This is a genomic window from Rhizobium chutanense, assembly GCF_002531935.1.
Classification (GTDB): Bacteria; Pseudomonadota; Alphaproteobacteria; order Rhizobiales; family Rhizobiaceae; genus Rhizobium; species Rhizobium chutanense.
The window spans coordinates 1-20,546 of sequence record NZ_NWSV01000035.1 but is presented as its reverse complement, the minus strand read 5'-3'; the positions used below and the strand labels follow the sequence as shown (position 1 = coordinate 20,546).

The 20,546-nt window shown below is 61.5% G+C and carries 19 protein-coding genes; 13 read left to right on the top strand and 6 right to left on the bottom strand.

Annotation, left to right across the window (positions count from 1 at the left end):
- Positions 1–272: 272 nt before the first annotated feature.
- Both yghX and CO666_RS30025 read left to right on the top strand, forming a co-directional pair.
- The gene (gene yghX / locus CO666_RS30030; protein ID WP_097615662.1) at positions 273–1,160 is read left to right on the top strand and encodes a YghX family hydrolase; all 888 of its coding nucleotides are present in this window, start codon (positions 273–275) and stop codon (positions 1,158–1,160) included.
- A gap of 405 nt (positions 1,161–1,565) precedes the next feature.
- Positions 1,566–1,784 carry a hypothetical protein gene (locus CO666_RS30025; RefSeq protein ID WP_097615661.1) on the top strand — a complete coding sequence of 73 codons (219 nt, stop codon included), beginning with the start codon at positions 1,566–1,568 and terminating at the stop codon, positions 1,782–1,784.
- A gap of 21 nt (positions 1,785–1,805) precedes the next feature.
- Here CO666_RS30025 and CO666_RS30020 read toward each other — a convergent pair whose 3' ends face one another.
- On the bottom strand, positions 1,806–2,246 hold the full coding sequence (locus CO666_RS30020; RefSeq protein WP_097615660.1) for a DMT family transporter: 441 nt from the start codon (positions 2,244–2,246) through the stop codon (positions 1,806–1,808).
- A complete protein-coding gene (locus CO666_RS30015; protein ID WP_097615659.1) occupies positions 2,243–2,728 on the bottom strand; it encodes a DMT family transporter in 486 nt (161 codons plus the stop codon). The genes CO666_RS30020 and CO666_RS30015 overlap by 4 nt, the downstream gene beginning before the upstream one ends.
- Before the next feature lie 140 nt (positions 2,729–2,868).
- On the opposite strand from CO666_RS30015, the gene CO666_RS30010 reads away from it, so the two are divergent.
- A complete protein-coding gene (locus CO666_RS30010; protein WP_097615658.1) occupies positions 2,869–3,108 on the top strand; it encodes a hypothetical protein in 240 nt (79 codons plus the stop codon).
- Between the two features lie 74 nt (positions 3,109–3,182).
- Here the strand turns inward: CO666_RS30010 and CO666_RS30005 are convergent, their stop codons facing one another.
- Positions 3,183–4,949, bottom strand: a complete 1,767-nt coding sequence (locus CO666_RS30005; protein WP_097615657.1) for an SLC13 family permease — start codon at positions 4,947–4,949, stop codon at positions 3,183–3,185.
- A 239-nt stretch (positions 4,950–5,188) separates the two neighbouring features.
- On the opposite strand from CO666_RS30005, the gene ligD reads away from it, so the two are divergent.
- The 8 genes from ligD (at position 5,189) to CO666_RS29965 (ending at position 15,118) form a co-directional block, all read left to right on the top strand.
- Positions 5,189–7,846: a DNA ligase D gene (gene ligD, locus CO666_RS30000; protein ID WP_097615687.1), complete on the top strand. Its 2,658-nt coding sequence runs from the start codon at positions 5,189–5,191 to the stop codon at positions 7,844–7,846.
- 160 nt (positions 7,847–8,006) lie between these two features.
- The gene (locus CO666_RS29995; protein ID WP_097615656.1) at positions 8,007–8,735 is read left to right on the top strand and encodes a FadR/GntR family transcriptional regulator; all 729 of its coding nucleotides are present in this window, start codon (positions 8,007–8,009) and stop codon (positions 8,733–8,735) included.
- 21 nt (positions 8,736–8,756) lie between these two features.
- Positions 8,757–9,749, top strand: a complete 993-nt coding sequence (gene denD / locus CO666_RS29990; RefSeq protein WP_097615655.1) for a D-erythronate dehydrogenase — start codon at positions 8,757–8,759, stop codon at positions 9,747–9,749.
- Positions 9,750–9,893: 144 nt separating this feature from the next.
- A complete protein-coding gene (locus CO666_RS29985) occupies positions 9,894–10,961 on the top strand; it encodes an ABC transporter ATP-binding protein (RefSeq protein WP_097615654.1) in 1,068 nt (355 codons plus the stop codon).
- Positions 10,962–11,120: 159 nt separating this feature from the next.
- Positions 11,121–12,425 (top strand): ABC transporter substrate-binding protein, encoded by a 1,305-nt coding sequence (locus CO666_RS29980; protein WP_097615653.1) that lies wholly within the window; start codon positions 11,121–11,123, stop codon positions 12,423–12,425.
- Between the two features lie 81 nt (positions 12,426–12,506).
- On the top strand, positions 12,507–13,439 hold the full coding sequence (locus CO666_RS29975) for a carbohydrate ABC transporter permease (RefSeq protein WP_097615652.1): 933 nt from the start codon (positions 12,507–12,509) through the stop codon (positions 13,437–13,439).
- A gap of 10 nt (positions 13,440–13,449) precedes the next feature.
- Positions 13,450–14,349 carry a carbohydrate ABC transporter permease gene (locus CO666_RS29970; protein ID WP_097615651.1) on the top strand — a complete coding sequence of 300 codons (900 nt, stop codon included), beginning with the start codon at positions 13,450–13,452 and terminating at the stop codon, positions 14,347–14,349.
- Between the two features lie 88 nt (positions 14,350–14,437).
- Positions 14,438–15,118, top strand: a complete 681-nt coding sequence (locus tag CO666_RS29965; RefSeq protein WP_097615650.1) for a redoxin domain-containing protein — start codon at positions 14,438–14,440, stop codon at positions 15,116–15,118.
- A gap of 22 nt (positions 15,119–15,140) precedes the next feature.
- Here the strand turns inward: CO666_RS29965 and CO666_RS29960 are convergent, their stop codons facing one another.
- On the bottom strand, positions 15,141–15,734 hold the full coding sequence (locus tag CO666_RS29960) for a TetR/AcrR family transcriptional regulator (protein WP_097615649.1): 594 nt from the start codon (positions 15,732–15,734) through the stop codon (positions 15,141–15,143).
- A 154-nt stretch (positions 15,735–15,888) separates the two neighbouring features.
- Between CO666_RS29960 and CO666_RS29955 the strand changes: the two genes are divergently transcribed.
- Together CO666_RS29955 and CO666_RS29950 are read left to right on the top strand one after the other, a co-directional pair.
- A complete protein-coding gene (locus CO666_RS29955; RefSeq protein ID WP_097615648.1) occupies positions 15,889–16,287 on the top strand; it encodes a RidA family protein in 399 nt (132 codons plus the stop codon).
- Positions 16,288–16,590: 303 nt separating this feature from the next.
- A complete protein-coding gene (locus tag CO666_RS29950; protein WP_097615647.1) occupies positions 16,591–17,022 on the top strand; it encodes an NUDIX hydrolase in 432 nt (143 codons plus the stop codon).
- A gap of 244 nt (positions 17,023–17,266) precedes the next feature.
- Here CO666_RS29950 and CO666_RS33850 read toward each other — a convergent pair whose 3' ends face one another.
- Positions 17,267–17,644 carry a hypothetical protein gene (locus CO666_RS33850; protein ID WP_143540387.1) on the bottom strand — a complete coding sequence of 126 codons (378 nt, stop codon included), beginning with the start codon at positions 17,642–17,644 and terminating at the stop codon, positions 17,267–17,269.
- Positions 17,645–17,651: 7 nt separating this feature from the next.
- Positions 17,652–20,546 (bottom strand): RHS repeat-associated core domain-containing protein (locus CO666_RS29940; RefSeq protein WP_143540386.1); only part of this gene is annotated, 2,895 nt, incomplete at its 5' end.

Below are 20,546 nucleotides of genomic sequence, written 5' to 3'. Positions count from 1 at the left end.
ATTTATTTTCTTTAAGTTGGGACAAAAAACGAGAGGCGTCAATAGAAAACGGGCCTCACAGCATGAGTATGAAATTAATTTTCATAGATCGGTAGGCGGCTGCCGATTGCCTGCCGCAGCCGGCCGGGCCTGGATTGCAGGATGGAAGCGCCCGCGCGCGCCTGAGGTGGGAGACGAAATCGGGCCTCACGCCAATCTCGCGAAATGTTGAAAAGAACCGCGAGTTTACGTGTGTAGGATGCTCTGAGAACCCGAGGCCAGGAGGAGCCATCATGACCCGCATGACAGCCAAGGATTTCCCGCAGGAACTGCTCGAACTCTATGATTACTATGCGCATGGGAGAATCACCAAACGCGAGTTTCTCGACCGGGCCGGCAAATTCGCCGTCGGCGGCGTAACGGCAGCCGCCATTCTTGCCTCGCTCAGCCCCGATTATGCGCTGGCGACCCAGGTCGAATTCACCGATCCGGACATATCGGCCGAATACATCACCTATCCCTCGCCGAAAGGAAATGGCGATGTCCGCGCCTATCTCGTCCGTCCCGCCAAAGCCGCCGGCAAGGTCGGGGCCGTCGTCGTCGTTCACGAGAACAGGGGCTTGAACCCCTATATCGAGGATGTGGCGCGGCGCGTGGCCAAGGCAGGTTTCATCGCGCTGGCGCCGGATGGCCTGACCTCGGTCGGCGGCTATCCCGGCAACGACGAAAAAGGCAAGGAGCTGCAGCAGAAGGTCGACCCGGAGAAGCTGATGAACGACTTCTTCGCGGCCGTCGAGTTTCTGATGAAGAGCGACCTCACCACCGGCAAGGTCGGCATCACCGGTTTCTGCTACGGCGGCGGCGTCGCCAATGCCGCGGCGGTCGCCTATCCCGAGCTGGCCGCCGCCGTGCCGTTTTACGGCAGGCAACCGCGCGCCGAGGACGTGCCGAAGATCAAGGCGCCCTTGCTGATCCATTATGCCGGGCTGGACAAGGGGATCAACGAAGGCTGGCCGGCCTATGAAGCCGCACTGAAATCGTCCGGAAAAACCTACGAGGCCTATGTCTATCCCGACGTCAACCACGGCTTCCACAATGATTCCACGCCGCGCTACGACGAAGCGGCCGCCAAGCTCGCCTGGCAGCGAACGGTCGACTGGTTCACGAAATACCTCGCCTGAAAAGGCCGTGGTTTGAACGATGATACGGCGGGGAAGAGCATTCCCGCCCGCCTGTTTGCGGCCGGCCCGGTGAGGTCAAGCCCCCAATTACCCCAGTCGCGTTTCGGCTCGCTCCCGTACCGGTCACCTAAGGGGACGCGAACGGAAAGATTCCGCCGGCAATCGTCATTCGTGCATTTCTGAGGTGGAGGAAATTTCGTCATATGTGTTATCATCATTTTTCGCGCGCTTTTCATATCGCGCGAAGGATTGCTCCGACACCAAAGACGGCCCGACGAAGGACCGAGGTCGGGCGACAAGATACCTGGCTCTCCTTGTAATTTTTCCAGGGCCAACAGCGATCTGAACGGAACAAGCATGTCCGTCATTGGTTTCGAACCTTAGCGTTCAAAGGAGGAGCATGTCATGCCCAGGGTTGCCGCCACACCCATCACTCCCCCCGACCAACACCTTGTAACAGCGCGCGAAGCCATCGAGCCGCTGTATGAGAAGCTCGAGCTTCAGATGGAATCGCTGGTTCTGGCTGCGGCGCTCGAAGCGGGATGGCCTCCGGATGAGGCGACCGAAGCACTTGCGGCGCTCAGGCTGCAGGACGCGCTTTCGACGCTTGGACGCACGAGCTAGCCGTCGGCAAGCGCAGCGCCGCTATTGCGATCCGCCGGCTTTGCGGCGCCTCCGGCTGAGCATCATTCCGCCGATGATGAGAATAATGCCGGTCGCGTTCGCCCAGAACGAGGTTGGAACGGCGCTGGCATAATCAAACGCCACCCCCGTCACCATTTGGCCGCCGATGATCAGCAGCGCCGAATTGACCGCGCCGATGCGCGCGATCGCCCAGCTGCCGGCCGCCACGAACACAACGCCGATGGAACCGCCGAGATAGGCATACCAGGGCGCCTTGGCGGCCCCTGCGGGCAGCAGGCCGCCGACAAAGAGACCGAGGCAGGTGAGCACGGCAAAGCCGACGGCATGGTTCCAGAAGGATGCGATCAGCGGCGTGGTGGATATGCTCAACCGCCCATTGAGCTGGCGGCTGAGGCCGACGAGCACGCCGCCGAGGCAAGCCAGGAGAAGGAACACCGTCATGCCGCACCTCGCCCGAACAGGATGATGAGCGCACCGCCGGTGACGACAAGGCCGAGGGCGGCGATGTCTTGCAGATCCGGGCGCCGCTTCGGCAGGCCGAACAGTCCCCAGCTGTCGGCGGCGAGGCTGAAGGCGACCTGGCCCGCCAAACCCAGAGCCAGGGTGCCGGAGAGACCGAGCGGCGAGTTGACCGCGGTCGAGGTCAGAATGACCGTCGCCGCACCCGATACCCCACCGAGATAGGCCCACCAAGGCGCGCCCGCGGTTTTTTCCGCCATCGGAGCACGTCGGCCGCGGAGCACCAGGAGAAGAATGACGGCGGCGATGATGCCGGTGCCGTGAGCGGTCCAGGATGAGAACAGGGCATTGCCGTAACGCGCCAACTCCCCGTTGAGATGCACCATGAAGGTCAGGAGCCCGCCTGTCGCAAAAGCTCCGATGAAGTAGATGGGATGCGAATTGCGTGCTGTTTCGATGGTCATTGCAGATTCCGTCAGAGAACCGATTGCGCCCGATATTTTTCAAATTGCCGCCATGACGCCGCGCGTCCTGCACCCTGCTGGAGCTTTCAGCTTCGACATCGCAGTGCTAAACGGCGGCGTTTGCACTTAAAGGAAATAATATGAAAAAACTGATTCGCCTGCTGCTGATCATCGCGGTCGCCGTCGTCGTTTTTACCGGCTTCCGCTGGTATCGCTATATCACCAACACCGACAGCCCCTATGATGAAATCGGCATCACGCTGAACAGCGCCATGCCCGGCCCGCTCAACAGCTGGGGCTGCGCCAAGCTGAAAAGCACCTTTGCCGGCTCCCTGCCGCCTTACGGCTGCGCTGCCGCCGACGGGACGCAGTGGAAGTAACGCTGCCAGGCTGCGCCGATGGCGCAGCCTGAATTGGCCCCAAGATCGGGCATCCCGAAGAAGAAGGTCATAGGTCAGATCGGCCAGACAAGCAGCAGGGCCGGCACGCTGACAAGCACGACGATCAGCGAGAGCGGCAGGCCCAATCGCGCATAGTCGCCAAAACGATATCCGCCCGGCCCCATCACCAGCGTGTTGCACTGATGGCCGATGGGCGTGAGGAAATCGCAGCCGGCGCCGATCGCCACCGCCATCAGAAACGCATCGGGCCGGAAGCCGAGCTTGGCGGCAAAGGTCGCAGCGATCGGCGCCATGACCAGAACGGTGGCCGCATTGTTCAAAAACGGCGTCGCGGCCATGGCCGCCACCAGGATCAATGCCAGAGCGCCGAAGGGCGGGAGCATTTCGGCGGTTCGCGAGAGGAGGTCGGCGATGATCTCGGTGGTGCCTGTGGTTCTGAGCGAGTCGCTGATCGGGATGAGAGCGGCCAGCATGATCAGAATGGGCGCATCGAGATGATGATAGACTTCGCGCAAGGGAACGGAACCGGTCACCACCATCAGAAAGGCGGCAGCAAAAAATGCCGCCGCGACCGGAATGCCGCCGAAGGCTGTCGCCGCCATCGTCGCCGCCAGGATGACGACCGGGATCATGCCGTTGCGGGCGTTGCCGAGCTTCAAATCCCGTTCGACCAGCGGCAGGCATCCCCATTCGCGCAGGAGATCCGGCAGCTTCTGCAAATCGCCCTGCAGAACCACGACGTCGCCGTTGCGGATCTTGATCTCGCCGAGACGCTCGGTGAAGCGCCTGTCCCGGCGGCTGACGGCAAGAAGGTTGAGGCCGGTGTTGTGGAAAAGGGCGACGTCTTTTGCGCTGACGCCGATCAATCGGGAATGTTCGCCGACGATGGCTTCGACGGAACTGATGTCCCGGCGGATCTCCGGCTCGTGTTTGCGATCGGACAATTGCAGCCTGGCTTCGCTGACGATCTTGTCGAGGGCGCTTTGCTCTCCCTCGATGATCAGAAGGTCGCCGTCCTTCAGCACGGTATCGGGAAGCGGCGTTCGCCTCTGGCCGCTGCCGCCGATAATGGCGGTCACCATCGCATCGCCGCCGGCCGGTTTCTGCAGCCAGCTGACGGACCGGCCGATCGCCGCCGATGGCGTTACGACCTTGGCTTCGGTCGTGTAGTTCTTGATCGCCACCGCCTCGTCCATCGACGTCTCTATCCGCGATCTCTCGGGAAGCAGCTTGTAGAATAGCGCCAGAAAGACGACACCTGCCACCGCGAGCGTCAGGCCGACAGGCGTATAGTCGAACATTGTGAACGGCTGTCCGGTGATCTCCTCCCGCACCCGGGAAACGATGATATTCGGCGATGTGCCGATCTGCGTCATCAGCCCTCCGAGCAGAGAGGCGAAAGACATCGGCATCAGGAACATGGACGGCGACACGCGGGATTTCCGCGCCATCTGCACGGCAACCGGGATCATGATCGCCAGCGCACCGATATTTTTGACGAAAGCCGACAGCGCCGCGACGATGGCGACCAGAATGATCAGCTGCATTCGCGGCCCGCGTTTTTCCGGAGAAAATCTGCGCAGTGCGAGATCCATGATCCCCGACCTGGAGATTGCCGCACTGACGATGAGCGCGCTGCCGACGATGATGACGATGTCATCGGCAAAACCGGAAAAAGCGGTTTTGGCAGGGACGATACCGACGATGATTGCCACGAGAAGGGAACTGACGGCGACAATATCGTATCGATAGCGTCCCCATACGAAGGCGCCCATCATGAGCGCGATGACGAGAAGAGAAAGCCATTGATCAACGCGCATGTTTGCATCCCTGTGGTAGCAATTAACGTTTGACACGTGAGAACGATGCGGCGAGCCGGAGAATTTTTCATCGATCCTCGCCGTTTCCTGCCGCCGACACTCGAGGATCGCTCGCTGTCGATGAGGCCGGGCCTGGCCTTGGCGCATTTGTTGCCAATATTTGAGCTGGAGAAGCCCATCATGGAACTTCCGGCCGCCGGCCGGCATTCCGTGCGTGGATGCTGCTTGCGGAAACGACCATGGCCAGCGACAACCTCTCGACATATCGATCGAAGCGCGACTTTCAAAAGACCGCGGAGCCGAGCGGCGACAGGCAGATTGCGCGCAGCAATCGCCGTCGCTTCGTCATCCAGAAACATGACGCCACCCGGCTGCATTACGACCTGCGGCTCGAACTCGACGGCGTCTTCAAATCCTGGGCGGTGACCAAAGGCCCATCGCTCGATCCGCACGACAAGCGGCTGGCCGTCGAGGTCGAGGATCACCCGCTCGATTATGGCGACTTCGAAGGCACGATCCCGAAAGGCCAGTATGGCGGCGGCACGGTGATGCTGTGGGACCGCGGCTATTGGGAGCCCGAGGGCAAGAAGAGCCCGGAGCAGGCGCTTGCCAAGGGTGACTTCAAGTTCACCCTGGAAGGCGAACGGCTGCACGGCAGCTTCGTGCTGGTGCGCATGCGCAATGATCGCGACGGCGGCAAGCGAACCAACTGGCTGCTGATCAAGCACCACGACGCCTTCTCGGTCGATGACAATGGCGCAGCCGTCCTCGAAGAGAACGATACCTCCGTCGCCTCCGGCCGGACGATGCAGGCGATCGCCGCCGGCAAAGGCCGCAAGCCGAAACCCTTCATGATCAAGGGCGGCGATATCAAGGCCGATGCCGTCTGGGACAGCAGCCACGGGCTGGCCGCCGAAGAGAGAAAAGAGGACGCCCAAACCGGAAGACAGCCGAAGAAGGCTAAAACCATCGATCTCCCGGATTTCATTTCGCCGCAACTTTGCCGGACCCTGGAGCGGCCGCCGGGTGGTTCCGGCTGGCTGCACGAGATCAAGTTCGACGGCTACCGCATCCAGATGCGCACGCTCGAAGGCGAGGTGACGCTGAAGACGAGGAAAGGGCTCGACTGGACCGGCAAATACAAGGAGATCGCCGAGGCGGCATCGGCGCTGCCCGACGCCATCATCGACGGCGAGGTCTGCGCTCTCGACGACCATGGCGTGCCGGATTTCGCCGCCCTGCAGGCCGCCATTTCGGAAGGCAAGACCGGCGATCTCGTCTATTTCGCCTTCGATCTTCTTTATGAAGGCGGCGAGGATCTGCGCTCGCTGCCTCTGGTCGATCGCAAGGCGCGGCTGCAACGCCTGCTGTCGGATGCCGGCAGCGACCCTCGATTGCGTTTCGTCGAGCATGTCGAGACCGGCGGCGACGCGGTGCTTGCCTCCGCCTGCAAGCTCTCTCTGGAAGGCATCGTCTCCAAACAGGCCGATGCACCCTATCAATCCGGCCGCACCGACAGCTGGGCGAAATCGAAATGCCGCGCCGGCCACGAAGTGGTGATCGGCGCCTATGCCAAGACCAACGGCAAATTCCGCTCGCTGCTGGTCGGCGTCTACCGCGGCGACAACTTCGTCTATGTCGGCCGGGTCGGCACGGGATATGGCGCGAAGAAAGTAGAGACGCTGCTGCCGCAGCTGGAAGCGCTGGAGACGGCGAAATCGCCCTTCACCGGCATCGGTGCGCCGAAGAAGGAGGCCGCAGTCACCTGGGTGAAGCCCAAGCTGGTGGCGGAAATCGAGTTCGCCGGCTGGACCGCCGACGGCATCGTCCGCCAGGCGGCGTTCAAGGGATTGCGCGAGGACAAGCCGGCCAAGGAGGTCAAGGCCGAACGGCCGGCAAAGCCTGCCGAGACCGACGTGCCGGAGCCGGCGGCGGAGGGGAAGGCGAAGGCGAAGGCTGGGCCGGCCCCCCGGAAGGGCGCCAAAGCCGAGGTCATGGGCGTGATGATCTCCAATCCGGACAAGCCGCTGTGGCCGGATGCCGATGACGGCAGGCCGGTGACCAAGGAAGAGTTGGCCCGCTACTATGAAGCCGTCGGAACGTGGATCATCCCGCACATCGAGGGGCGCCCCTGTTCGATCATCCGTGCGCCCGATGGGATCGGCGGCGAGCAGTTCTTCCAGCGCCATGCGATGCCGGGCACCTCGAACCTCCTCGAGCTGGTCAAGGTCTTCGGCGACAAGAAGCCCTATCTGCAGATCGACCGGGTCGAGGGGCTGGCCGCGGTCGGCCAGATCGGCGCTCTCGAACTGCATCCCTGGAATTGCGAACCGCATCGGCCGGAGGTGCCGGGACGGCTGGTGTTCGACCTCGACCCCGGCCCCGATGTGCCGTTCTCGACAGTGGTTTCCGCCGCCCGCGAAATGCGCGATCGTCTCGACGCGCTGGGTCTCGTCAGCTTCTGCAAGACGACAGGCGGCAAGGGCCTGCACGTCGTCACGCCGCTTGCCGTCAACAAGCGCAAGCCGCTTTCCTGGGCCCAGGCGAAGAGCTTCGCGCACGACGTCTGCCAGCAGATGGCGCGCGACCATCCCGATCTCTATCTGATCAAGATGACCAAGAGCCTGAGGAAAGGCCGCATTTTCCTCGACTATCTCCGCAACGACCGGATGGCGACGGCCGTGGCGCCCCTGTCGCCACGGGCCCGGCCGGGCGCGACCGTCTCGATGCCGCTGACCTGGACCCAGGTCAAAGCGGATCTGGACCCCAGACGCTTCACCATCCGCACCGTGCCGGCCCTGCTGGCGAAATCGCCGGCCTGGGAGGATTACGGTGATGGCCAGCGCCCGCTGGAGCAGGCGATCAAACGCCTCGGCAAGGCCTCCAAGGCGGCCTGAGCATCCCGGTGAATTTTCTCAACCGGCCGATATTGCCCTTCGTCAAATCGCTCCAAATTACAGCGGAGTGAATCGCGGACACCAGGCGTTGACAATCTCCTGACCCTCAGGTCTACTGGCCCACTTACCGGACCAGTAGACCTCGGGGGAGGGAATGGGCATGGATGTTCGGGCGATGCTCGAAGATGACGTTGCGACGCTTGGGGGAGCGCCGAAGAAGTCGATGAAAGACTTCGTCGTCCAGAAGATTGCGACTTTCATCGCCACCGGCATCCTCAAAGCCGGCGATCCGCTGCCCAGCGAGCGGGAGCTGGCTTCCGCGCTCTCCGTCAGCCGCGAGACGGTCCGTGGCGCGATCCTTATCCTGTCCACCCATGGCATTCTCTCGGTTGCGCAGGGAACGCGAACGGTCGTGGCGTCCGAGGATGTCGGCGAATTGGCGGTCCAGGCTGCGCGGTATCGCGACATTTCGGCCTATAGTCTCGACAATGTTCATGAGGCGCGGCTGCTCATCGAAGCGCAGGTCGTCAGGGCCGCCGCCGTCAAGATGGAGCCGGCGACCCTCGATTATCTCCGCAAGTCGATCGCAGCCCAGGAAGCCGCCTGCGACGATCCCGTCCGCTTTTTGATCTGCGACCGCGAATTTCACACCGCCATCTACCGTGCGAGCGGCAATGCGGTGCTGGCCGACATGGCCGCCGACCTCTATTCCTATCTTCTCAGCCACCGAAGGCGCGTCGTATCGCAGCCCGGTACGATCGCCACGAGCATCGCCGATCATCGGTTGATCCTTGCCGGCCTGGAGACGCAGGACCCGGATGCCGCGGCCGCGGCCTTCGCCATCCACGAAACCCGTATCTATACGACAACCAAGCTGCTGTTCTCGTAGCTCGCAGGGAGGCGAAACACGATGCATATTCTCATTATCGGCGCCGGAGGAATGGTCGGCCGGAAGCTCGCCGGCACACTGGGGCGCAGCGGTTCCCTCGACGGTCATCGGATCACCCGCATGACCCTTGCGGATATCGCCACTCCGCCGGTGCCACCAGGCGTCGTTGCGCCGGTGGAAGCCCTGGCCGTCGATATTTCCGAAAGCGGCGGAGCGCAGGCGCTGGCGGCTTACCGGGCGGACGTGATCTTCCATCTCGCCGCGATCGTTTCCGGCGAAGCCGAGCGCAATTTCGAACTCGGCTATCGGGTCAATCTCGACGGCACGCGCGGCCTGCTGGAAGCAATCCGTCGGGAAGGCATGCGCGAGACCTACGTTCCCCGTTTTGTCTTCTCCTCTTCGATTGCGGTCTATGGCTCGCCGTTTCCCGATCCCATTCCCGACGACTACGTGCTGGCGCCGCTCACCAGTTACGGCGTGCAGAAGGCGATATCGGAGCTTCTGCTTGCCGACTATTCGCGCCGCGGCTTCGTTGACGGCATCGGAATTCGCTTGCCGACCATCGTCATCCGGCCGGGTGCGCCGAACGCCGCCGCATCGGGCTTCTTTTCCGGGATCCTGCGGGAACCGCTCGCCGGCCAGCGGGCCGTTCTTCCTGTCGAGGAAACGGTCAAACACTGGCTGGCGAGCCCGCGTTCGGCCGTCAGGTTCCTGATCCATGCCGCGACACTCGACACATCGTCGCTCGGCGTTCGCCGTACGCTGACCATGCCGGGGCTTGCCGCCACCGTTGCCGACCAGATCGATGCGCTGCGTCGTGTTGCCGGGCCGGAGGCCGCCGAGCTGATCGACCGTCGTCGCGACGAGGTCATCGAAGGGATCGTCGCCGGATGGCCGAAATCCTTTACGCCGGAACGGGCGACGCAGCTGGGTTTTACCGCCGAAACCAGCGTCGACGAGCTGATCGAGGTCTATCTCGCCGAAGACGCTCCGGGTGCGTCCCGAGGAGATTGAGGGGAGGGCGGAGGAGGCCCATACCCACAGATGCGGGATTGCGGTGGCTGAAGGACTTGGCAGAGATGATGGCAGCCGCCGGCAAGGTAGAGTGCGATACGAATACTTAAAGCATGTAACGCTCGATTTCTGGGAGGAGTGAGTATGGCAGGCGTTCAATTCGCAGATGTGCGGAAGTCCTTCGGTGTGCATCCTGTCATCAAGGGGGTGGACATCGACATTGCCGATGGGGAGTTCGTCATCCTCGTCGGCCCGTCGGGCTGCGGCAAATCCACACTGCTGCGGATGCTGGCCGGGCTCGAGAACATTTCCGGCGGCGAGATCAAGATCGGCGGGCGCGTGGTCAACACGCTGCCGCCGAAGGACCGGGACATCGCCATGGTGTTTCAGAACTATGCGCTCTATCCGCATATGACGGTGGAGCAGAATATGGGCTTTTCGCTCATGCTGAACAAGGCGCCGAAGGCGGAAGCGGAAAAGCGGGTGAAGTATGCCGCCGGTATCCTCGGCCTCGACAAGCTGCTCGACCGCTATCCGCGCCAGCTTTCCGGCGGCCAGCGCCAGCGTGTCGCCATGGGCCGCGCCATCGTGCGCGATCCCGAGGTCTTCCTGTTCGACGAACCGCTCTCCAACCTCGACGCCAAGCTGCGCGTCGCCATGCGCGCCGAGATCAAGGAACTGCATCAGCGGCTGAAAACCACCACGGTTTACGTCACCCACGACCAGATCGAGGCCATGACCATGGCCGACAAGATCGTCGTCATGCATGACGGCATCGTCGAGCAGATCGGCTCGCCGCTCGAGCTTTACGACAAGCCGGCCAATCTCTTCGTCGGCGGCTTCATCGGTTCGCCGGCGATGAACATGATCAGGGGCAGGCTCGATCCGGAAGACGCCGGTCAGTTCGTCGCCGCCAACGGCACGCGGCTGCCGGTCGCCAATCCGCCGGCGAGCGCGATCGGCCGCGATCTCGTCTACGGGCTGCGCCCCGAATATATCTCGCTCGATCCGAACGGGGTGCCGGCCGAAATCGTGGTGATCGAGCCGACCGGCTATGAGACCCATCTGACCGTTCGCCTCGGCGGCAGCGACGTCAGCTGCGTGTTCCGGGAGCGTGTCAATGCGCGCCCGGGCGAAGCGATCCGCGTAGCGATCGACGCTTCGCACGTCCATCTCTTCGATGCCGAAGGCGGACAGAGGTTGACCGACTGACGCCATCCGGCGGCAGCACGGGAGAGGAGGAGTCTTCCCAGCCGCCGGAGCGCACGCATTCCATGGGAGCTTCCGCTCCGGGGGTGCCAGACCGACGTTCGCCAAGCGGGAGGTGGACGCCGGAGAATTGCTCCCGCTGTTTCAATGAGGAGGAATCTCATGACGATCAAGAGACGTGAATTTCTTGCTGCAACGGCTGCCGTTGCCGGCGCTGCCGGCTTCGGCATCAAGCCATCGCTGGCACAGGCCGAACCGACCTATACGCCGGAAAGCGGCGCGAGCCTCAGGCTGCTGCGCTGGACGCCCTTCGTCAAGGGCGATGAAGAGGCCTGGATCGCCAATACCAAGAAATTCACGGAAGCGACGGGCGTGGAAGTCCGCATCGACAAGGAAAGCTGGGAGGACATCCGCCCGAAAGCCGCCGTTGCCGCCAATGTCGGCTCCGGTCCCGATCTCATCATGTGCTGGTTCGACGACGCGCATCAATATCCCGACAAGCTGGTCGACCTCACCGAACTCGGCAATTATCTCGGCAACAAATACGAGGGCTGGTACGACGGCGTGAAGGGTTATGCCACACGCGGCGACACCTTCATCGCCATGCCGCTGACGGCAATCGGCAATGCCGTCGTCTATCGCGACAGCCATGTGAAGGCCGCCGGTTTCAACGAATTCCCCAACGATACCGCGGGCTTCCTCGAGCTGTGCAAGGCGATGAAGGCAAAGGGCACGCCGGCCGGCTTCCCGCACGGCAAGGCGGTCGGCGACGGCAATAACTACGCCCATTGGCTGCTGTGGAGCCATAACGGCATGATGGTCGACGAAAGCGGCAAGGTCACGATCAACAGCCCGGAAACGCTGGCTTCGATCAACTATGCCAAGGAGCTCTATGCGACCTTCATCCCGGGCACGGAAAGCTGGCAGGACGTCAACAACAACCGCGCCTTCCTGGCCGGCCAGGTCTCGCTGATCGCCAATGGCGTCTCGGTCTATTACACCGCCAAGAACGACCCGAAGCTCGCCGAAATCGCCAAGGACATCCGCACGACGAATTTCCCGATCGGTCCTGTCGGCAAGAGCGTCGAGCTTTGCCAGACGAGCTCGCTGCTGCTCTTCAAGCACAGCAAATATCCGGAAGCGGCCAAGGCCTACATCAAGTTCATGATGGAAGCCGACCAGATGAATGCCTGGATCCAGGGCTCCAGCGCCTATTGCTGCCAGCCGCTCAAGGCCTTTGCCAAGAATCCGATCTGGACCGCCGATCCGGTCCACGCGCCCTATGCGCGGGCTTCGGAGAAGCTGCGCCCGAACGGCTATGCCGGCCCGCTGGGCTATGCCTCGGCCGCGACCATGGCAGACTACGTTCTGGTCGACATGTATGCGGCCGCCGTCACCGGCCAGATGTCGCCGGAGGATGCGATGAAGGAAGCCGAACGCCGGGCAAACCGCTACTACCGCGTCTGACCCGCGTTTCAAAACACGCGGCATGCCGGCCTTCGGCATGCCGCGATAACTGCAGTTCAAACGGCGATCTGGAGATCAGCAATGTCGATGGCGAATTCGCAGGGTGGGCGCGGGCCGGTCTCTTCGCTCCTGCAGAACAATAATGTGCTCGGCTTCCTGTTCATGCTGCCGGCGGCGGTGTTTCTCGTCTGCTTTCTCACCTATCCGCTGGGGCTCGGCGTCTGGCTGGGCTTCACCGATACCAGGATCGGCCGCGACGGCATCTTCATCGGTCTGGAAAACTACCAGTTCCTGATGGAGGACTCGGTCTTCTGGCTGTCGGTCTTCAACACCGTTCTCTATACTTTCATCGCCTCGGTGCTGAAATTCGCGCTCGGGCTCTGGCTGGCGATGCTGCTCAACCAGCATCTGCCCTACAAATCCTTCTTCCGGGCAATCGTCCTGCTCCCCTGGGTGGTGCCGACGGTGCTTTCGGCGCTGGCCTTCTGGTGGATCTACGATTCCCAGTTCTCGATCATCTCCTGGTCGCTGATGAAGCTGGGGCTGATCAGCGGACCGATCAATTTCCTCGGCGATCCACTCAATGCGCGCATATCCGTCATCGTCGCCAATGTCTGGCGCGGCATTCCTTTCGTGGCGATCTCGCTGCTTGCCGGGCTGCAGACGATCCCGGCGTCGCTGCAGGAGGCAGCCTCGCTGGACGGCGCCACGAGCTGGCAGCGTTTCCGCTATGTGACGCTGCCGATGCTGACGCCGATCATCGCCGTGGTGATGACCTTCTCGGTGCTTTTTACCTTCACCGATTTCCAGCTCATCTACGTGCTGACCAAGGGCGGCCCTGTCAACGCGACGCATCTGATGGCGACGCTGTCGTTCCAGCGCGGCATTCCCGGCGGCCAGCTTGGCGAGGGCGCGGCCATCGCGGTCGCCATGGTGCCCTTCCTGCTCGGCGCCATCATGTTCAGTTTCTTCGGCCTGCAACGGCGCAAATGGCAACAGGGCGGCCAGGATTAGGAAAATGACGATGTCGACACATTCCAACACCGCCGACCAAGCCCTGACCGACAATGCCGAAGGCATGAGCTATCTGAACCGCCTGCCGCGGCGGATCGTGATGCTCTATTTGCCGATGGCCGTCTTCGTCTTCGTGCTGCTCTTCCCGTTCTACTGGATGGCGATCACCGCGGTGAAGCCCAACGAACAGCTGACCGACTATAGCAATTACAGCCCCTTCTGGGTCGTGGGGCCGACGATCGCCCATATCAAATACCTGTTCCTCGAAACCTCCTATCCGGGCTGGCTGTGGAACACGATGCTGGTGGCGGTCTGCTCGACCTTTCTCTCGCTGGTGGCCTCGGTCCTGGGCGCCTATGCCATCGAGCGCGTCCGCTTCACCGGCTCGCGTTCGGTCGGCCTGGTGATCTTCCTCGCCTATCTCGTGCCGCCGTCGATCCTCTTCATCCCTCTCGCCTTCATCGTCTTCAAGCTCGGGATCTACGACTCGCGGCTGGCGCTGATCTTCACCTATCCGACCTTCCTCATTCCCTTCTGCACCTGGCTGCTGATGGGTTATTTCCGCTCGATCCCCTTCGAGCTGGAGGAAAGCGCGCTGGTGGACGGCGCCAACCGGTGGCAGATCCTCATCAAGATCATCCTGCCGCTCGCCGTGCCGGGGCTGATCTCCGCCGGGATTTTCGCCTTCACGCTGTCCTGGAACGAATTCATCTATGCCCTTACTTTCATTCAGTCTTCTGAGAACAAAACCATCCCGGTCGGGGTGCTGACCGAACTGGTGCGCGGCGATGTGTTCGAATGGGGCGCGCTGATGGCGGGAGCCCTGTTCGGCTCGCTGCCGGTGGTCATCCTCTACTCGTTCTTCGTGGATTACTATGTTTCGTCGATGACCGGGGCAGTGAAGGAGTGACAGACACTGAGCACTGGGCCTTCTTGCGACAAGTGGTATAGTTGAATTTCGGTCGTCCTCCTGGGCGATACGACAAGGGAATTATTCCATGGGGGACCAGAAACGCCCGCTGCAGCCTGGAGAAGCCGCGCCCGGATTCGCGCTGGCCGCGGCCAACTTCGACGGAACGGTGTCTTTCGCCGACTTGCGCGGCCGCCCGTTCCTGATCGGCTTCTTTCGCGGGCTGCACTGCCCGTTCTGCCGGCGCCAGCTGGAACAACTTGCCGCGGTACAGCCGACCCTGCACGCCGCCGGGGTGGAGACCGTCGCCGTTATCAACACGCCGGCGGAGCGTGCCCGCCTGTATTTCCGCCACCGGCCGACGCCGATAGTGCTTCTCTGTGACCCCGATTGCCGCACGCATCGGGCCTATGGTGTGCCGCATGCCGAGTTCCTGCCCGATGGGAGCCGCGAGCAGCCCGAATGGCCCTATCTCACAACGATGGCGCAGTTCCAGGCGGCACGCATCAACCCTACCGGCGAACTGCCGGAACCGCTGCACCCGATGGAAGGCAACACGATCCTCAACGCCAAAGACCACTTCGAGTTGACCGAAGCCGATCATGCGATGTTCGCGAACCATGCGACCCAGCTCGTCGGGCACTTCCTGGTCAATGCGGACGGCACCATCGGCTGGACACGAATCGAGGCGCTCGACGGGCCGAACAGCCTCTCCGTCTTCCCCACGACGGCGGAAATCATCGCCGCCGCCGACAACCTTGGTCACTGACCTGCAGAACGGACCCAGAAGCTCATAAACGCTGCACAAGCAGACCTGCCGCCAGGGCATGAAAAGTCTCGACCGCCTTCGGCAACACGCTCTGCGGGTTTTCGCTGGCAGCAATCCAGAGAGCCGCATTGAGAGCCGCGCCGCTCAGCAATCGGGCCACCGCTTCGGCGTCCAGCGGTTTGAGGATGCCTTGTGCGATCAGGCGCTCCACCGCGCTCTTGGTCACCTGCAGACAATTGTTCTGGCTCGGCCATTGCGAGGGATCCCCCAACACCGCGGGTCCGTCGAGCAGAACGATGCGCTGGACTTCCGGATTGAGCGCCATCTCGATATAGGCCGCACCCTCGGCGAGCAGGCCCTGCCAATCATTACCAGCCCGCGCCCCGATCTCTTTGGCGCGCACCGCCATTTCGGTGTCGATCTGCTCCACAACAGCCGCCAGCAGCCCGCGCTTGTCTCCGAAATTGTGGTAGAGCGCGCCGCGCGTCAGCCCGGCGTCAGCCGTCAGCTCGTCCATGGACGCTGCCGCGTACCCTTTTTCGGCAAAAGCCTTGCGGGCAGCCGCGATCAGTTTGGCGCGGTTTTCCTGCATCGTTTCGCTGCGCGTCTTTGCCATTCGATCCCTCAATTCACATACGGCCCGTATACGGACTTGACATACGAACCGTATGCCATTACCTCACATACGCACCGTATATCAAATGGAAGGCTGGCTTGTGAAGTCTCACCCGGCCCTCATCGGTGGTTCCCAACAATAAAGAGAGATCAGAATGACCCAACGCGAAGCAATCTTTCCGGCCGGCAGGCATGATCTTTACGAGAAGCACGGTTACTCCGCCGCGATCCGCTCCGGTGATCTGCTGTTTGTCTCCGGACAGGTCGGCAGCCGTTCCGATGGAACAGCCGAGCCGGATTTCGAACGCCAGGTCCGGCTGGCCTTTGAAAACCTGAAGGCGACGCTGAGTGCCGCCGGCTGCACGTTCGACGATATTGTCGATATCACCAGCTTCCACACCGATCCCGAAAACCAGTTCGAAACGATCCTGGCCGTCAAGCAGGAGATTTTCAGGAAGCCGCCCTATCCGAACTGGACTGCGCTCGGCGTCAACTGGCTCGCCGGCTTCGACTTCGAGATCAAGGTCATCGCCCGCATTCCGGCCAGTCGCTGACATCGCCAAACCCTGCCTGTGCACGGGAAAACGCCCTGCCGCTGCCGTGTCGAGAACTTGCCGGCATCGGCAGCCGCTCCTATCTCATATGGAAGAGACTGATGGAGCGACGAGATGGCGGAGCTTGTGGCTGACACTCTATTCGATACGGTGATCGAGATCATTCCTCCGGAAGACACAAAAGACGAGCCCGATGGCCGTGTCTGCCTTTGCTGTCAGCGCCGATGCCGGTGGATGGATGACGATGGCTGCGGCATTTGCGAGGAATGCCTGGCCTCGTGAACGCGACGAGGGTACAAGGCAATGGCAATCCGTAGCGCCGGGCTTCTGATCTATCGGCGCCTGTCCGCCGACCTCGAAGTCCTTCTCGTCCATCCGGGTGGTCCCTTCTGGGCTGGGAAGGACGAGGCTGCCTGGTCGATCCCGAAGGCAATGATCGAGCCGGAAGAGGATGAGCTCACGGCGGCGCTGCGGGAGACGGCCGAAGAGCTGGGTGTAGAAGTCGACGGCATAGCCACGCTGCTCGGCGAATACCGACAGCCCGGCGGCAAGATCGTCGTCGCCTGGTCGATCGAAGCCGATCCGGTGCTGGACCTGAACGCGATACGGAGTTCGGAATTTCAAATCGAATGGCCGCCGAAATCGGGCCGGGTCAGGAGCTTTCCGGAGGTTGATCGCGCAGGCTGGTTTTCTCTCGCCGAGGCAAAGCTGCCCTACACAAAGCAATTCCGCTGAGGTGTTGTGAGGATCATCGAAACCTTCAATAAGATGCCCATTGGGGTCACTCTTGTTGACAAGATCATTCTGGGCATAGGTATATCGGTTGGTCCCGACGCCTTCCATGGTCGGATGCCAATCATCGGGCCCGGCACCGGGAGTCTTCAGTCCAGCGCCGTCTATCTCTCTAAAGAACGATATGCAAACAACCCCACGGGGGTAACCGTTCCTTTTTCGTAAATCGGCCGATGCGAGTCACTCGTTATTTTTTCGCGTCCGCTACAACCCTATCCAAGAATCGAAGCATGACCATACAGTCCGAGTATTTTCCGTCCCTGCCGGAGATAGGAAGCCGTAACTCCTTGCCCCCGTCAGTCAAGATGATTATTTCAACGCTCTCTTGTCCCTCTAGAATGGACACCACCATTACCTCGGAGTAGAGGAATGAATTTCCTTCTTCACCGTCTCCCCACAATATGCCGTTATCCAATATAAATATTCTGGCGTTACTTGGACCTGGATTAGAATACGTGCCTATCAAGAAGCCAAAGTCATCTCTTTGGTGCCACATCGGCGAAGGCATCGCTTCATATCGCCTCAGATCCTTTAATATTCTTCTTGCCCGAATTCTCGCGTTCATCGGCGTGTCACCTTATAGGTATCGTAAATGAGTCCGTCCCTTTGCCAACCTCCGCCGTTAGGCCCCATCGGGCTGCAAGAACTTTTTCCAAGGCTGGGTTAGCAAGTCTTCCTCTGATCGTAATTGAACTTGCACCGGCCGCTCTAGCCGTTTCGCTTAGATTTCGAACCAAGGCCATGGGATTGGTGATATTGCCTCGGATCATATCGACGTAAACAGTTGCCGCGCCGTCTTTGACGGTGAAGGTGCCCTTCAACTCGGTGAGCGCTCCCTTAAGTCCCAAGTCGTTTGCTGTAAGCGGCCTAGTGATATTCAGCACTGTTTCGTTGATTGGAGCCGACTTGCTTACAGCGCTTGCAACTTTTGCGCCGCCCGATATGCCCTTCAGCAGGCCTAATGAAGCTGAATCAACGATTTCGAGACCATCTTGAAGTGCTAGCTGCATGGTCGTTTTACCGATCCTTTGCCGCTCACGTTTTGCCATATCCTCATAGGTACTAACCAAGTTTTCCGGATCCCCCAGCTCACGCTGCTCCGCGGCCATATGGTCAAACTGTGAGGCATTCTCTCCGTGCGTTTTATCTCTTTCCGCTGGAGATGAGAAAAGGTCGCCTATGGTCAGATGCCCGTTTGGATCGCTTTTGTTGATCGGATCGTTTCCGGCATAGGCATACCGATTTGTGCCCACACCTTCTTGGGTCGGATCCCAATCATCCGGCGAGATGAACCGCCCGAACGCCGGATCGTAGTATCTGGCATTAAGATACATCAGCCCGGTTTCGGGATCGAAGCGTTCGCCGATATAGCTCTTCTTGGTCTGCATCGTGGTGTTGGTGGCTTCGCCATAGGCGGCATAGCCGGTCTGCTCGACGCGGGTGCCGCTTTCGTTCGTCACCTGCCGCACCGAAGCCAGATGATCACGATGCAGGAAGAACTTGTCCTGCGTGGTCGAGCCTGATGTGACGACGATCTTGGCGTCGGGATGCGGGTAGAGGGTGTAGATGTCGGTGCCCGGCGTCGTCCGGTCGATCTCGACATTGGCGTCGGGATAGAGCGTCGTGCCGAAGGCCCAGCTCTTCTTCACCCGGGCTCCGTCCGGTCCATAGGCAAGCGTCACCGTGGCGCCGTTCTGGGTGACCGTCGACAGCCGGTTGGACGCATCCCAGGTCAGCGTGCGGGTGCCGTCCGAGAGCATGTTGCCGTTGGCATCATAGCCGATCGTCTTGGTGCCGATCTGTGTTGCCGCATGCGGGCGGACTGCTGTCGCCGCCGGATAGGTGTAGGTGCCGACCCGTGTGCGTGAGAGCAGATTGTGATTGCTGTCGTAGCTGTAGGTCTCGTCGAGCGTGTTGTCGCCGCCATTGTCGGCGCCGGTCAGACGAGAGAGATCGTCATAGGTGTAGGTCCAGTTGTCGTTGGCCGTCAGACCGGTGATGGTCTTGATCCGGCCGAGCTTGTCGCGGCTGTACTGATTGTCCATCAGCACCGTCGTGCCCTTGGCCGTCGTCACCCGGTCCAGCCAGCGCCGTGTCGGCGAATAGCTGAAGCTGGTCGTCACACCGTTGATGTAGGTGATCAACTTCGTCTGGCCGTCGGCCTCGTAGCTGGTGGAATCGATCAGCCCGGGGATCCTGGAAAGCAGATCGGCGTCGTTATAGAGCCAGGGCAGGGTGCGCTTGCCGACGACGATGTTGGCAGGCGCATAGGCGATCGCCGTCGTCTTGCCGCTCGGCCCGTGTTCGACCGTGGTCGTGCTCGTCACCCCGTCGATCGTCGTGCTGGTGATGCTCTTGTCGCCGGCGCCGTTATAGAAGCGGGTATAGGTGACCGTCGCATTGTCATTCGCCGCCGTGGTCAGCATGCCGGCATTGTGCGACTGGCCGGTGGCGGCCGGTTCGTCATAGCTATTCTCAGCCAGCAGCGTCGCCACCGTCGCACCCGGTTCGGTCACCTCCTTGCGGAGCACCCGGCCCATTTGGTCGTAGGCCATCGTCGTCACCGCACCGCGGGCATCCGTCTGGCGGATCAGCCGGCCGGCATCGTCATATTCATAGGACCAGTTGCCGAGATCCGGATCGCTTGCCGTCAGCCGGTTGCCGAGCCAGTCGTAGGTATAGGTCCATTGCGCACCCTTGGGATCGCGTACACCCAGCAGACGGCCGAGCGGATCATAGGTACGGTTTTCCGTGACCCAATTCGCGCCGAGCTGCGACTGCAGGGCGATGACATTGCCGTCCGCGTCGGCATAGCTGCGATGCGGATGGTTCTCCTCGTCGGTCATGACCGTCAGCGACACCGGCAACCTGGTGACGTCGGTGACGAGAGCCGACTGCGCCGCGTATTGGTAGAGCTTCTGGCTGCTGTCGGGATTGACCGTCTTCACCACCCGGTCCTGCCAGTCATAGCTGTTGACCGTCCACTGTATCGTTTCGCTCTCGGTCGCGGCGGCCTTGAATCGTATAAGTGACGTCTTCTGCACGTTCCCACGGGCATCATAGACCGTGTCGGTGATGCGAGCCGGGTCGGTGGCAGAGGCGCCCGGTGTTTCCACCCGCCAGGGCCGTCCGAGACCGTCATAATAGGTGCGGCTGAAGACTTCGCCCGAGCCGTTGGTCCTGGGCGACGTGGTCACCACCGCCTGCGTCGTCGGGCTGCCCTCGTTCTCGTAGCGGGTGTTGACATAATTGCCCGATCCCGCATTCACATAGCCATAGGGCCGGCAATAGGCGTCATAGGTGTAGGTCTCGACGATGCCGTTCCAGTCGGTCTTCGTCGCCGGCAGACCGCAGACCGGGTCGTAGCTCGTCGTGCTGACGAAACGGCTGTCGGCAGTCAACGTGCCATTGCCGAAGTAACGCGGCGCCCGCTCGGCCACCGGATAGAGATGGTAGGTGGCGTCGTA